Below are 12,853 nucleotides of genomic sequence, written 5' to 3'. Positions count from 1 at the left end.
CGATCCGGTAATGATGTTTTGCCTGAAACGCCCGTAATAGACGCCTGAAATGCGACCTTTGTAGCGGGTCGGGCACAGCGCTAATTCACTAGACTGCGCATCTTGCTTTCCAGCCCGAGATAACCACCTATGTACCGTGATCGCATCCGCTTGCCTTCGTTATTGAATAAAGTGATGAGCGCTGCCGAAGCAGCCTTGTTGATTCAGGACGGCATGACCGTCGGCATGAGCGGCTTTACCCGCGCCGGAGAAGCGAAAGCAGTGCCCCACGCCCTGGCTGAACGGGCCAAGGTCACTCCGCTGAAAATCAGCCTGATGACCGGTGCGAGCCTGGGCAACGACCTCGACAAGGAGCTCACCGAAGCCGGTGTACTGGCGCGACGCATGCCGTTCCAGGTCGACAGCACGCTGCGCAAGGCGATCAACGCAGGCGAGGTGATGTTCATCGACCAGCATCTCTCGGAAACCGTCGAACAACTGCGCAACGGCCAGCTCAAACTGCCCGATATTGCCGTGATCGAAGCGGTGGCCATTACCGAGCAAGGGCATATCGTACCGACCACATCGGTGGGTAATTCAGCCAGCTTCGCCATCTTCGCCCGGCAAGTGATCATTGAGATCAACCTGGCTCACAACCCTAATCTGGAAGGGCTGCACGACATCTATATCCCGACCTATCGCCCCACCCGCACACCCATCCCCTTGGTGAAAGTCGACGACCGTATTGGCAGTCCCGCTATTCCGATCCCGCCGGAAAAAATCGCCGCCATTGTCATTACCAACCAAGGGGACTCGCCTTCGACCGTCGCGCCACCGGACAGCGACACCCAAGCTATTGCGGATCACCTGATCGACTTCTTCAAGCAGGAGGTTTCGGCCGGACGCATGACCAACAAGCTCGGACCGTTGCAGGCCGGGATTGGCAACATCGCCAATGCCGTGATGTGCGGGCTGATCGATTCCCCGTTCGAAGACCTGACCATGTATTCCGAGGTTCTGCAGGACTCGACCTTTGACTTGATTGACGCCGGCAAGCTGAGTTTCGCCTCCGGCAGCTCGATCACCCTGTCGGGTCGACGTAACGCCGATGTGTTCGGAAACCTGGAAAGGTACAAGGACAAATTGGTCCTGCGCCCACAGGAAATCTCCAACCATCCCGAGGTGGTGCGCCGTCTCGGCATCATTGGTATCAACACCGCGCTGGAGTTCGACCTATACGGCAACGTCAATTCCACCCATGTCTGCGGCACGCGGATGATGAATGGCATCGGCGGCTCGGGGGATTTCGCCCGCAATGCTCACCTGGCGATTTTCGTTACCAAATCGATTGCCAAGGGTGGTGCCATTTCCAGTGTCGTACCGATGGTCAGCCATGTGGACCATACCGAACATGACGTCGACATCCTGGTGACCGAGATCGGCCTGGCCGACCTGCGAGGCCTGGCACCCAGGGAACGCGCACGAGTGATCATCGACAACTGCGTGCACCCCACCTACCGCCAAGCCTTGAATGAGTATTTCGACGCTGCGTGCGCCTTGGGCGGACATACCCCACATATCCTGCGCGATGCACTGAGTTGGCACCTGAACCTGGAAGAAACCGGGCGCATGTTGGCCGTCTGATACAGCTGGATCACCGCTACCGCAAATACAGTTTTGGTTGCAGGCTGTCATTCGAGCCAGGATCGACAAAAACTGTACTGCTGTACCGGTGTTTTCTTACAGTCTTTTCCCACAAAACAACCATCTAACTGTAAATTTGCACCAATAATGTGCAGATAGGTACAGTTGCCTCAATATCGACCAGTACACCACCCTTTAACAGTTAACTGGTCTCTCACAATACAGGTGAACTGTATCTAGAGAGACTGGCCAAACGAGAGGATCATGGGCACCAGTCAAACCACTACCTAATCCCGCCACAAGCGGAAGGATGTCAACCATGGAACGTACACTCAGTTCCGAGCTGTTTTTCGAAGACAAAGCTGAAAAAAACCAGGCTTCCCTGCCTCTTCGCGTTATCGCCAACCTGATGTTGTGGCAGCGCCGCATCGCCAGCCGTCACCAACTGGCACGTCTGGATTCGCGCCTGCTGGCTGATGCCGGTATCAGCGAAGCACAACGCTACGAAGAGCTGAGCAAGCCGTTCTGGCGCTAACTCAGCGTCGCTGGCCCTGACCCACCGGGTCCACCGCCAGCACCGAATTGAACAAACAAGACCCGTCGCGGGTAACCGCGACGGGTCTTGTCGTTTCCGGGCCTGTTTTTTGGGAAACCGGAGAGAAATAACAGTTTCCTCACAGACAAAAAAATACCAGTACAGTTATTCTTGAGCCGTAACGGACAATGCAAGCCTCCGCAGCCAATGGCTCGCGCAAGGGCTGTCAGCCAACGCGTTCCTGTCCTAATATCGGAGCGAACGTGGCGAAGCGAGTCGAGCATGCGTCTCCTCTTCCAGCTACACGCACCGGCATCACCTCATCATTCAAGGAGTTTCATCATGATCCGTCTTCGCCTGCTCAGCGCGGTTGCCCTGCTGGCCGTAGCCGCCCACTCCAACGCCAGCAGCTTCATCGTCACCACCGACTCCCTCGTCGGAGCACTCAAGGCCACCTCCGACGTGACCTCCGATGCAACCTCATCCCTGCGGGACAACAAGATCGTTCAAGCCGCCCGTGATGACGCCGCCAGCTTCGTGGCCAGCGAAGGCGCCATCCGTGGTGTGAAACTGGAAAGTGCCCTGGATTACATCCGCCAGCAGGCACCGCAGCTCAACGCCACCGATGCACAACTGGCCCAGGCCATCCTGGTGATCTGAAGCAACATGAAACATCGGACGCCAAAGGGTGTTCCGATGTTTCAGCACTGGCTCTGGCCCGCAGGTTTGAGCTAGCCTTCAGGCTCGCCATCAACCGTCGAGTCCCATGCGTTTTTACTCAGATCTGTTCATCGCATCTTTCTTCGTCGTTTTTTGCTGGTCCGTGCCGGCCCATGCTTTCGATGTATCCACCCAGCAAGTGGTGGTCAGCGGCTATGCCACGAGCATGGTGACCTCCGCGCCCTTCGACCATAAACTGATCGTCGCCGCTCACGATGATGCTGCGGCCTTCATTGCCAGCGACGGGCAGTTGCGAGGTGCACAACTGGAATCGGCCCTGAATTACCTGCGCCGGACCCAGCCAAAACTTCATGCCAGCGACCTTGAACTGGCACAGGCAATTCTCGTCCAATAGTTATCCTTATTTTTCCGGAGTCGTTCCATGCGTAGCCCGCTGATTGCTGCCGCCCTAGGCCTGCTGGTGTTGGCCGATGTGGCCCAGGCACATACCCTGGTAGCCACCAGTAACATCATCGTTCGCGCCTCCCAGCGCACGATTGATTTCACTTCAGACACCACCACGTCCATCCGTGATTCGAAAATCGTCCGCGAAGCCCATGACGATGCGGCCAGTTTTGTCGCCAGCAATGGTGAAATTCGTGGCGCGCACCTCGAGGCTGCCTTCGACACCTTGCGCACCCGCGTGCCGGAAGCCCGCGACGCCAGTGACCAGGTTCTCGCCGAAGCCATCCTCGCATTGTGAGGCGGTTCGCCGCCTGGCTGGCGGCCGGGGTCTTGCTGCTCACGGGCAGCATGGCCCACGCCGGCCTGCAATTGCACCTCAACGCCGAAGGCCTGAGCCCGGCGCAACAGCAGGCCAGCCAGGCACTGCTCGATGAAGCCATGCAGGCCCTGCCGCCGCGCTTCATCGAGCGGCTGGACCGACGCATCGATGTCGGCTGGACCGACCAGATGCCCGTCAACGCCTACGGCCAGGCCTCGCTGGTGTCGCAACTGGACCTCAATAGCAACCTGCTCGACAGCCTTGTCGACGGCAGCGCCGCGACGCAAAAGACCCATCGTCCCCACGGCACCGTACGCCGGGAAATGCTCGCCACGGTCCTGCACGAACTGACCCACATCTATGACCGCTCGCGTCTATGGCCAGATGTCGAACGCGCACTGATCCAGCGTTGCACCCGACGCAACAGCAGCGCCGGGTTGATCGGTCTTCCCGATGAATGCCGGGGCCAGAACGACCGCCGCTTCACCCTCAGCGATGATCCCCGCTTGCTGGACCTCGCCGGCTGGCCGCAATACGTCGGTCGTCGCGGAGAACGGGAACAGCACAACCGCCAGGTCGCCCGCAGCCCGGATCTCTATGAAACGAGCAGCCCCAAGGAGTTCGTCGCGGTCAATATGGAGTACTTTCTCCTGGACTCCAGCTATGCCTGCCGACGCCCCGCCCTGTATCGCTATTACCAGGAACACTTCGGTTGGGCACCCGCCGCCAAGGACACCTGCGCCCAATCGTTCGCCTTCCTCAACGCCGGCAACGACTTCGCCAAGACACCACTGGGCAAGGTCGATCCAGAACGGGTCTATGCCATTGATTACCTGCTGGCCGAAGCCAATCAGAACTGGGTGAGCCGCTGGGGTCACAGCATGCTCCGGCTGGTGATCTGCGCACCGGGCCGGCCACGTGGCCCGGACTGTCGACTGGATCTGGACCAACACCTGGTGCTGTCGTACCGCGCCTTCGTGGGCGATGTGCAGTTGTCGAGTTGGGACGGGCTGGTCGGTAAATACCCGTCGCGCCTGTTCATATTGCCATTGGCCCAGGTGATCGATGAATACACCAAAACCGAACTGCGCAGCCTGGCATCGGTGCCACTGAACCTGTCGCGCACCGAGATCGAGGAAACGGTCGAGCACGCCGCCGAAATGCATTGGAGTTACGACGGCAACTATTACTTCCTGTCCAATAACTGCGCCGTGGAGAGCTTGAAGCTGCTGCGCAGCGGCAGCAATAACGAGCAGCTCAAAGGCCTGGACAGCATCATGCCCAACGGCCTGCTGGAGGTACTCAAGGGCCGGGGCCTGGCGGATACCAGCGTGCTGGACGATCCCAAGGAAGCCTTGCGGCTGGGCTACCGCTTCGACTCCTTCCGCGAGCGGTATCAGGCGATGTTCAACGTGCTGAAGAAGTATCTGCCGATCAAGCAACAGACGGTGGAAGACTGGCTGGCCCTGGACGCCGCCGAACGCCGCGTCTGGTTCGAGCAAGCCGACCTGCGCACCAGCGCGGCGTTGTTGCTGCTGGAACAGGCCAGTTATCGTCGGCAACTGTTGTTGGCGCAGGATGAGGTCAAACAGCGTTACCTCGGCGCCCGTGAGTTGCAGAACGGCGGTATGGAAAGGGCTAACGCGACACTGCAGCAGATCCTCGCCAACAGTGGTTTCCTGAGCCGTCCGGCCGAACTGTTGGGCAGCAGCGGCTACGGCTTGCCACAACCCAGCGAGTGGCAACGCTTGGAATCGGAAAGCAGTTTGCGGCAGAAACAACTGCAAACGCTGACAGGCGATCTGGACAAGGAAGTCCGGGCGTTGCTCGAGCCGAGCCGCGCGGCTGAAATTGCCGCGAGCGAGGCGAATGTGAAAGCGATCGGCGAACATTTGCGCAAGCTGCACAAGGCCGGAGGCGGATTGGAGTTGCCCTGACGAACAATGCCGCCGTTGTGGCGAGGGAGCTTGCTCCCGCTGGGTCACAAAGCGCCCCAAACAGGCTTCATGCAATTTTTCAGACAGGCCGCATTGGCTGGTTTACGACTGCTTCGCAGCCGAGCGGGAGCAAGCTCCCTCGCCACAAGAGCAGTCGTGACGTAATAGAAAAAAAGGGGTTCAGAACTTGGTTCTGAACCCCTTTTTCGTGGCTGCGAGTCGAATCAAAATCAGCCAAGACGCGCCTTGCGCACACCATCAGCCAGAGCGGCACACAAGCTCAACACGCCATCAATCGCCTGTTCCGACGTATCGGCACTGGCGATATGGTCGATCAGCGCCGAGCCCACCACCACACCATCGGCCAATCGTGCAATGGCGGCAGCCTGCTCTGGCGTGCGGATGCCAAAACCAATGCTGATGGGCAGATCGGTATGACGACGCAGGCGCGCTACAGCTTCTTCCACATGCTCCAGGGTCGCGGCACCAGCACCGGTCACACCCGCCACCGACACGTAGTACACAAAACCCGAACTGCCGTTAAGCACCGTCGGCAAACGCACATCGTCAGTGGTCGGCGTGGTCAGTCGGATGAAGTCCAGGCCAGCTGCCTGGGCCGGTTCACACAGTTCGCTGTTGTGCTCGGGCGGCATGTCCACAACGATCAGGCCATCCACGCCAGATTCCAGCGCCTCGCCAATGAAACGCTGCACGCCATAACGGTGGATCGGGTTGAAGTAGCCCATCAGCACCAGCGGTGTCTCAGTATTGTCTTTGCGGAACTCGCGAACCATCTGCAGGGTTTTCGCCAGGTTCTGCTGGGCGCCCAAGGCACGAATATTCGCCAACTGGATCGCCGGGCCGTCGGCCATCGGGTCGGTGAACGGCATGCCCAGCTCGATCACGTCGGCACCGGCCGCTGGCAGGCCCTTGAGGATTGCCAGCGAGGTGTCGTAGTCCGGGTCGCCAGCCGTGACAAAAGTCACCAGGGCGGCGCGGTTCTGTTCCTTGAGTTGGGCAAAACGGGTTTGCAGGCGGCTCATCAGTGTTTCTCCTGCTGGGACTGTTCCATGTGGTGCATCACGGTTTGCATGTCTTTGTCGCCACGGCCGGACAGGTTGACCACCATCAGGTGATCTTTCGGCAGGTTGGGTGCGCGTTTGAACACTTCCGCCAGGGCATGGGCGCTTTCCAGTGCAGGAATGATCCCTTCCAGGCGGCAGCATTTGTGAAAGGCTTCCAGCGCTTCGGCGTCGGTCACCGAGGTGTACTGGACACGACCAATGTCGTGCAACCAGGCATGTTCCGGGCCGATGCCGGGGTAGTCGAGCCCCGCGGAAATCGAGTGGGCGTCGATGATCTGGCCATCGTCATCCTGCAACAGGAAGGTGCGGTTACCGTGCAGTACCCCCGGAACGCCGCCGTTCAGGCTCGCCGCGTGCTTACCGGTCTCGATGCCATAACCGGCGGCTTCGACGCCGATGATTTCGACGCTCTTGTCGTCCAGGAACGGGTGGAACAGGCCCATGGCGTTGGAACCGCCACCGATGCACGCCACCAGGCTGTCCGGCAGGCGACCTTCCTGGGCTTGCAGTTGATCGCGGGTTTCCTTGCCAATCACGGCCTGGAAGTCGCGCACCATAGCAGGGTACGGATGCGGGCCAGCCACGGTGCCGATCAGGTAGAACGTGCTGTCGACGTTAGTGACCCAGTCGCGCAGGGCCTCGTTCATTGCGTCCTTCAGCGTGCCGGTGCCGGCGACCACCGGGATCACTTCAGCGCCCAGCAGCTTCATGCGGAACACGTTGGCCTGCTGGCGCTCGATGTCGGTGGTACCCATGTAGATCACGCAATCCAGACCGAAACGCGCGGCCACGGTGGCGGTGGCCACGCCGTGCATGCCGGCGCCGGTCTCGGCGATGATGCGTTTTTTGCCCATGCGCCGCGCCAGCAGGATCTGGCCGATGCAGTTGTTGATCTTGTGCGCGCCGGTGTGGTTCAGCTCTTCACGCTTGAGATAGATCTTGGCGCCGCCGCAGTATTCGGTCAGGCGCTCGGCGAAGTAGAGCGGGCTCGGACGACCAACGTAGTCGCGCTGGAAGTAGGCCAATTCCTCGATGAATGCAGGATCTTCTTTCGCCACTTCGTATTCACGGGCCAGATCGAGGATCAGTGGCATCAGTGTCTCGGCCACATAGCGGCCGCCGAATGCACCGAACAGGCCGTTGGCGTCGGGGCCGCTGCGCAGGTTGAAGGGGGTCGTAGGCTGGGTCATCGGGCGCTCCAGGCAAATGCGTTGAAAGACAATGAGGCTCACTCTACCCCTGACATCCCGCGCTGAAAACCGATAAGATCGCCACAACCTGTCAGGAAAACTCACATATTCCATGAGCCACGACCTGCCTCCCCTCAACGCCTTGCGCGCCTTCGAAGCCACCGCCCGCCTGAACAGCGTAAGCCAGGCGGCCGAACAGTTGCACGTCACTCACGGTGCCGTCAGTCGACAGTTGAAGGTGCTGGAAGAGCATTTGGGTGTCAGCCTGTTCGTCAAGGATGGACGCGGCTTGAAACTCACAGATGCCGGCATGCGTTTGCGCGATGCCACCACTGACGCGTTCGAGCGGTTACGCAGCGTTTGCGCGGAGCTGACACAAAGTACGGCAAATGCCCCGTTTGTCCTGGGCTGCTCGGGAAGCCTGCTGGCGCGCTGGTTCATTCCCCGCCTGGGCAGACTCAACGCCGACTTGCCGGATTTGCGCCTGCATTTATCCGCCGGCGAAGGCGACTTGGACCCCAGGCGGCCGGGGCTGGACGCGTTGCTGGTATTCGCCGAGCCGCCCTGGCCGGCCGATATGCAGGTGTACGAACTGGTGAGCGAGCGGATCGGCCCGGTGATGAGCCCGCACTATGCCGGATTCACCCGCTTGCAGGGTGCACCGGCCAGCGCGCTGCTGGATGAACCGTTGCTGCACACCACGTCCCGCCCCCAGGCCTGGCCGACCTGGGCACGACAAAACGACCTTGAACCCCAGGCACTGAAGTTCGGGCAGGGATTCGAGCATTTGTATTATTTGCTGGAGGCCGCCGTAGCGGGGTTAGGCGTGGCGATCGCGCCCGAGCCACTGGTGACTGAGGACGTGCGCGCCGGTCGCCTGGTCGCGCCGTGGGGCTTTGATGAAACCACGGCGCGACTGGCGTTGTGGCTGCCCAAGCGCGCCGCAGACGGACGCGCTCGGCAACTGGCCCAGTGGCTCAGGCATGAGCTGAGCCAACCGACTCAGTCGCCGCGCTTGCACAGCAGGTAAGCGGCCAGCAGACCCAACGCACCGACAGCGACACCGGCCGTGGTCCATGGGTGTTCCTGAGCGTAGTCCCGTGTGGCGATCCCGGTTTCACGGGTTTTCACCTTGACCTCTTCATAGGCATCGCTGAGCAGATGGCGAGAATGTTTCAGCGCGTTCTCGGCATTGGCCTTGAGCGACTTGAGGGTCTTACGCGACTCGTCCGAAGCATCGTCCTTCAGGCTTTCCAACGACTTGAGCAGACTCTCGATCTCCGCTTCCATGCTTTGCAACGAGGCTTTACGTAACGAATTGCTGGCCATGGTGGCTCTCTCCTGCAGTGGTTGAGTGGCGTGTGTGAATTGGGACTCCAGTCGTTTCTGAAAGTGCAGTAAATCTGAACTTCAGCGCGCGAACGACGACACACGTAAGGCGAAAAATCGCTGCTAGGCTGTTAAACACAACCAAGGAGAATCCCCATGAGTGATCATCACACTTACAAAAAGGTCGAGCTGGTCGGCTCGTCTCCCTCCAGCATTGAAGACGCCATCAACAACGCCCTGGCCGAGGCCAGCAAAAGCCTCAAGCATCTGGAATGGTTCGAAGTCACAGAAACCCGCGGCCACATCGAAAATGGCCGGGCCGCGCACTTTCAGGTGACCATCAAAGTCGGGTTCCGGATCGCCAATAGCTGAGGTTCTTTTGAACTTGCACGCTGGCGGAGTGCCATAGGGAGTGGCGATGCGCTATGGTCTGCGCATTACGTTTTTCCAAAACCTGCCCTATTGATCCGACCAAGGAGTGCGAGCGATGAAAAAGTTGATGGTGGCCCTGGGTTTGCTGAGCCTTGCCGGTGGTGCGTTTGCGGCCGCTAAGCCCTGCGAAGAGCTGAAAAGCGAAATCGCAGCGAAGCTGGACGCCAAGGGCGTGTCAGGTTATTCGCTGGAAATCGTCGATAAAGGCGCAGCGGCTGAAGGACAACGAGTCGTCGGCACCTGTGAGGGCGGTACGAAAGAAATCGTCTATAAAAAGTGATTCTTTTCGAACATCAAAGCCGACGCACAGCGTCGGCTTTTTTTTATTGGCCGCGATTCAGCCTTTCATGACCTGCGCCAGCAACTCGTAGGAGTGCAAGCGATCGGCGTGCTCATACAGGTCACTGGTGAAAATCAGCTCATCGGCCTGGGTTTGCTCGATCAGCACTTGCAGCTTGGCGCGAATCTTCTGCGGACCGCCAACCATGGCCAGGCCCAGGAAATCGCCGACCGCCTCTTTCTCATGGGGCAGCCAGAGACCGTTCATGGTTTCCACCGGCGGACGCTGCACCAGGCTCTGGCCACGCATCAGCGCCAGGATCCGTTGGTACACCGATGTCGCCAGGTAATTGGCCTGTTCATCGGTATCCGCCGCCACCAGCGGCACACCGAGCATCACATAAGGCTTGTCGAGCACCGCCGACGGTTTGAAGTGGTTGCGGTAGATGCGAATTGCCTCGTGCATGAAGCGCGGAGCGAAATGGGAGGCGAATGCGTAGGGCAAACCGCGTTCACCGGCCAATTGCGCACTGAACAGGCTCGAACCCAGCAGCCATACAGGCACTTTGGTCCCGGTGCCGGGCATGGCGATGATGCGTTGATCCGGGGTGCGCGGGCCCAGGTAGCGCATCAGTTCGGCCACGTCTTCGGGGAAATCGTCCGCACTGCCGGAGCGCTCGCGACGCAGCGCCCGGGCGGTCATCTGGTCGGAACCTGGCGCACGACCCAACCCCAAATCGATTCGACCGGGGTAGAGGCTCTCCAGCGTGCCGAACTGTTCGGCGATGATCAACGGCGCGTGATTGGGCAGCATGACGCCGCCGGAGCCGACGCGAATGGTCGAAGTACCTCCCGCCAGATAGCCCAGCAACACCGCCGTCGCCGAACTGGCAATACCGTCCATGTTGTGGTGTTCGGCCACCCAGAAGCGGGTGTAGCCGTATTTTTCCACGTGCTGCGCCAGATCCAAGGAGTTGCGCAGGGATTGGGCGGCATTGCCATCGGCGCGCACAGGCACCAGGTCGAGGGTTGAGAATTTCACGTCGGACAGCTGTTTCATGTGCCGGGATCTCCAACGGCGTTCCGGGCTTTTTCCTACGGGCAAAAGCCTGCCGTTTCTATAGGTGTGTTCCATGCAATGTGGGCATATACCCGAGTTTCAATAGCAGCAACGAATTTTCCTACTAAATCGGTCGGCTAATCGACAGGATGAACTTTATCGGGCGGTCTATCCTCACAACCCTGACAACGAAAAACACCAGGCGCGAACCTCGCGCCGGATATTGAGGAGGCAGACATGGCTATCATCAAGAAAGCATCGGCTCATTGGGAAGGTGACCTGAAAACCGGTATCGGCTCCATCTCCACGGAAACCGGTGTGTTGCGCGAAGCGCCCTATGGCTTCAAGGCCCGATTCGAAGGCGGCAAGGGCACCAACCCGGAAGAATTGATCGGCGCGGCCCATGCCGGCTGCTTTTCCATGGCCTTTTCGATGATCCTCGGCGACGCCGGGTTCAAGGCCGACAGCATCGACACCAACGCCGAAGTAACCTTGGACCAGGTCGAGGGCGGTTTTGCGATCACCGCGGTCAAGCTGGTGCTCAAGGCAAAAATCCCCGGTGCCACCCAGGCACAATTCGAGGAACTGAGTAACAAGGCCAAGGAAGGTTGCCCGGTTTCCAAAGTATTGAATGCCAAGATCACCCTGGATGCGACGCTGGTGAGCTGACGCATGAAAGGATCGCAGCCTTTGCAGGCGCTGCCGAAGGCTGCGATTTTATTGAATGCGGTCGAGCTGTTTACCCTGGCGCAATTATGATCGAATGTAGCCCGCAGTTTCAGCGCACAGGCAGTGCGCGCTGCCATGAGGAATTCGAACATGAAACGATCAGCCCTGGTGGTCATCGGCTGCGCATTCGCTGCATGGGCCCTTGCAGCCCCTAAATCCTGTGAAGAGCTGAAAATGGAAATCGAAGCGAAGATCCAGGCCAATAACGTGTCGTCCTACACCCTGGAAATCGTCACGAATGACGAAGTCCACGACCAGAACATGGTGGTGGGCAGTTGCGAAAACGGCACGAAGAAGATCATCTACCAAAAGAACGATCGCTAGGGCGCTTTACGGAACGCAATTGACTTGTCGCTCCTCGGCCACGATTTGACGCTTGGCGTCATAGAGCCGGGCGCTCGGCGTGAACGCCAGGTTGCGAGCCTCCAGCCGATAGCGTTGGCCGGCCTCGAAATGGTCGTAACGCACGAGCATGTAGCACAGTCGCTCTTGCGGTTCGGCTTGCATACCCAACCCGCCACCGCTGAACACCTCGAAGTCGAAGCGTACTTTCAGTTCGTGGCTGCCCGGCGACACCTGAAAGAACCGCCCGTCGCGCAATCGCTGGCCGTCCAGGCTTTCAGCCATCAGTACTTTACCGCCAGGCATGGGGGTGGCGAAATCAATCCAAGCCATGTTCGGGTCGACCTGGGGCAGCGGGCTCGTTGCGCATCCGCTCATGGAGACCAGGGCCAGTAACAGTAAAGGTAAGCGCATGGTGAGTTTCCTGAAGATCAGGCGCTGAGCATAGCGCCAATCACGTTTGTTGGCAGCCCGCCGGTGTACCTTGCCCCACTACCTTGCGCTGCTGATCGTAAAGCTTGGCCCACGGCCGGAAACCAATGTTGCCGGCTTGCAGTTGGTAACGTTGTCCGGCGTTGAAATCCTTGAATTTCACGTTCAACCGGCAATCACGCCACAGTGGCTCGGCATCCGGACCGATGTTGCCGGGTTCGACGGCAAACTGGTAGCGCACCGTCAGCTCATGGCTGCCGGGTTGCACTTCGAAATAACGCCGGTCAATGGACATCTTGTCATCGACTTCCAGCGCTTGTAGCGCGGTGTCCTGCTGGTTTCCCAGGTCGATCCACGCTTGAGAGGGATCGGGGTCAGGCAAGCCGGCACAACCGGTGAGCAACAACAGGCCACTCGTCAGCATCAACACGCGCAT

At 59.4% G+C, this 12,853-nt stretch carries 17 protein-coding genes; 11 read left to right on the top strand and 6 right to left on the bottom strand.

Annotation, left to right across the window (positions count from 1 at the left end; genetic code table 11):
* The first annotated feature begins 129 nt into the window (after positions 1 to 129).
* From scpC to PSH84_RS00735, 6 genes are all read left to right on the top strand, one after another.
* The gene (scpC, locus tag PSH84_RS00760; protein WP_305482145.1) at positions 130 to 1,623 is read left to right on the top strand and encodes a succinyl-CoA:acetate CoA-transferase ScpC; all 1,494 of its coding nucleotides are present in this window, start codon (positions 130 to 132) and stop codon (positions 1,621 to 1,623) included.
* A 319-nt stretch (positions 1,624 to 1,942) separates the two neighbouring features.
* Positions 1,943 to 2,158: a DUF1127 domain-containing protein gene (locus tag PSH84_RS00755; protein ID WP_003187014.1), complete on the top strand. Its 216-nt coding sequence runs from the start codon at positions 1,943 to 1,945 to the stop codon at positions 2,156 to 2,158.
* A 342-nt stretch (positions 2,159 to 2,500) separates the two neighbouring features.
* Positions 2,501 to 2,818, top strand: a complete 318-nt coding sequence (locus PSH84_RS00750) for a DUF2388 domain-containing protein (RefSeq protein ID WP_053127081.1) — start codon at positions 2,501 to 2,503, stop codon at positions 2,816 to 2,818.
* A gap of 106 nt (positions 2,819 to 2,924) precedes the next feature.
* Entirely contained in the window at positions 2,925 to 3,233 is a 309-nt protein-coding gene (locus tag PSH84_RS00745; protein ID WP_305482144.1) for a DUF2388 domain-containing protein, read from the top strand.
* A 27-nt stretch (positions 3,234 to 3,260) separates the two neighbouring features.
* Positions 3,261 to 3,581, top strand: a complete 321-nt coding sequence (locus PSH84_RS00740) for a DUF2388 domain-containing protein (protein ID WP_003187020.1) — start codon at positions 3,261 to 3,263, stop codon at positions 3,579 to 3,581.
* On the top strand, positions 3,578 to 5,539 hold the full coding sequence (locus PSH84_RS00735) for a DUF7844 domain-containing protein (protein ID WP_305482143.1): 1,962 nt from the start codon (positions 3,578 to 3,580) through the stop codon (positions 5,537 to 5,539). The genes PSH84_RS00740 and PSH84_RS00735 overlap by 4 nt, the downstream gene beginning before the upstream one ends.
* Before the next feature lie 230 nt (positions 5,540 to 5,769).
* On the opposite strand, the gene trpA is transcribed toward PSH84_RS00735, so the two are convergent.
* Positions 5,770 to 6,582, bottom strand: coding sequence for a tryptophan synthase subunit alpha (gene trpA / locus PSH84_RS00730; protein ID WP_122567805.1), 813 nt, complete (start codon positions 6,580 to 6,582; stop codon positions 5,770 to 5,772).
* Positions 6,582 to 7,814 carry a tryptophan synthase subunit beta gene (gene trpB, locus PSH84_RS00725; RefSeq protein WP_053127073.1) on the bottom strand — a complete coding sequence of 411 codons (1,233 nt, stop codon included), beginning with the start codon at positions 7,812 to 7,814 and terminating at the stop codon, positions 6,582 to 6,584. Before trpB ends, trpA begins: the two co-directional genes overlap by 1 nt.
* Positions 7,815 to 7,926: 112 nt before the next feature.
* Here trpB and PSH84_RS00720 point away from each other — a divergent pair, with 112 nt between their 5' ends.
* On the top strand, positions 7,927 to 8,844 hold the full coding sequence (locus tag PSH84_RS00720; RefSeq protein WP_305482141.1) for a LysR family transcriptional regulator: 918 nt from the start codon (positions 7,927 to 7,929) through the stop codon (positions 8,842 to 8,844).
* Here the strand turns inward: PSH84_RS00720 and PSH84_RS00715 are convergent.
* Positions 8,817 to 9,143 carry an ElaB/YgaM/YqjD family protein gene (locus PSH84_RS00715; RefSeq protein ID WP_003196426.1) on the bottom strand — a complete coding sequence of 109 codons (327 nt, stop codon included), beginning with the start codon at positions 9,141 to 9,143 and terminating at the stop codon, positions 8,817 to 8,819. The genes PSH84_RS00720 and PSH84_RS00715 overlap by 28 nt on opposite strands.
* 156 nt (positions 9,144 to 9,299) lie before the next feature.
* On the opposite strand from PSH84_RS00715, the gene PSH84_RS00710 reads away from it, so the two are divergent.
* A complete protein-coding gene (locus tag PSH84_RS00710; protein WP_305469064.1) occupies positions 9,300 to 9,515 on the top strand; it encodes a dodecin in 216 nt (71 codons plus the stop codon).
* A 115-nt stretch (positions 9,516 to 9,630) separates the two neighbouring features.
* Positions 9,631 to 9,855, top strand: a complete 225-nt coding sequence (locus PSH84_RS00705) for a DUF1161 domain-containing protein (RefSeq protein ID WP_305482140.1) — start codon at positions 9,631 to 9,633, stop codon at positions 9,853 to 9,855.
* A gap of 57 nt (positions 9,856 to 9,912) precedes the next feature.
* Here PSH84_RS00705 and PSH84_RS00700 read toward each other — a convergent pair whose 3' ends face one another.
* Positions 9,913 to 10,914 carry an LLM class flavin-dependent oxidoreductase gene (locus PSH84_RS00700; RefSeq protein ID WP_305482139.1) on the bottom strand — a complete coding sequence of 334 codons (1,002 nt, stop codon included), beginning with the start codon at positions 10,912 to 10,914 and terminating at the stop codon, positions 9,913 to 9,915.
* Between the two features lie 237 nt (positions 10,915 to 11,151).
* Here PSH84_RS00700 and PSH84_RS00695 point away from each other — a divergent pair, with 237 nt between their 5' ends.
* Positions 11,152 to 11,583 carry an OsmC family protein gene (locus PSH84_RS00695; RefSeq protein ID WP_122567801.1) on the top strand — a complete coding sequence of 144 codons (432 nt, stop codon included), beginning with the start codon at positions 11,152 to 11,154 and terminating at the stop codon, positions 11,581 to 11,583.
* Between the two features lie 150 nt (positions 11,584 to 11,733).
* Entirely contained in the window at positions 11,734 to 11,967 is a 234-nt protein-coding gene (locus PSH84_RS00690) for a DUF1161 domain-containing protein (protein WP_305482138.1), read from the top strand.
* A 6-nt stretch (positions 11,968 to 11,973) separates the two neighbouring features.
* On the opposite strand, the gene PSH84_RS00685 is transcribed toward PSH84_RS00690, so the two are convergent.
* Positions 11,974 to 12,399, bottom strand: a complete 426-nt coding sequence (locus tag PSH84_RS00685) for a PA0061/PA0062 family lipoprotein (RefSeq protein WP_305469061.1) — start codon at positions 12,397 to 12,399, stop codon at positions 11,974 to 11,976.
* A gap of 40 nt (positions 12,400 to 12,439) precedes the next feature.
* On the bottom strand, positions 12,440 to 12,853 hold the full coding sequence (locus tag PSH84_RS00680; RefSeq protein ID WP_122567798.1) for a PA0061/PA0062 family lipoprotein: 414 nt from the start codon (positions 12,851 to 12,853) through the stop codon (positions 12,440 to 12,442).

It is taken from the genome of Pseudomonas beijingensis, assembly GCF_030687295.1.
In the GTDB taxonomy this organism is placed as follows: Bacteria; Pseudomonadota; Gammaproteobacteria; order Pseudomonadales; family Pseudomonadaceae; genus Aquipseudomonas; species Aquipseudomonas beijingensis.
This window is presented reverse-complemented; position numbering and strand designations above follow the sequence as displayed.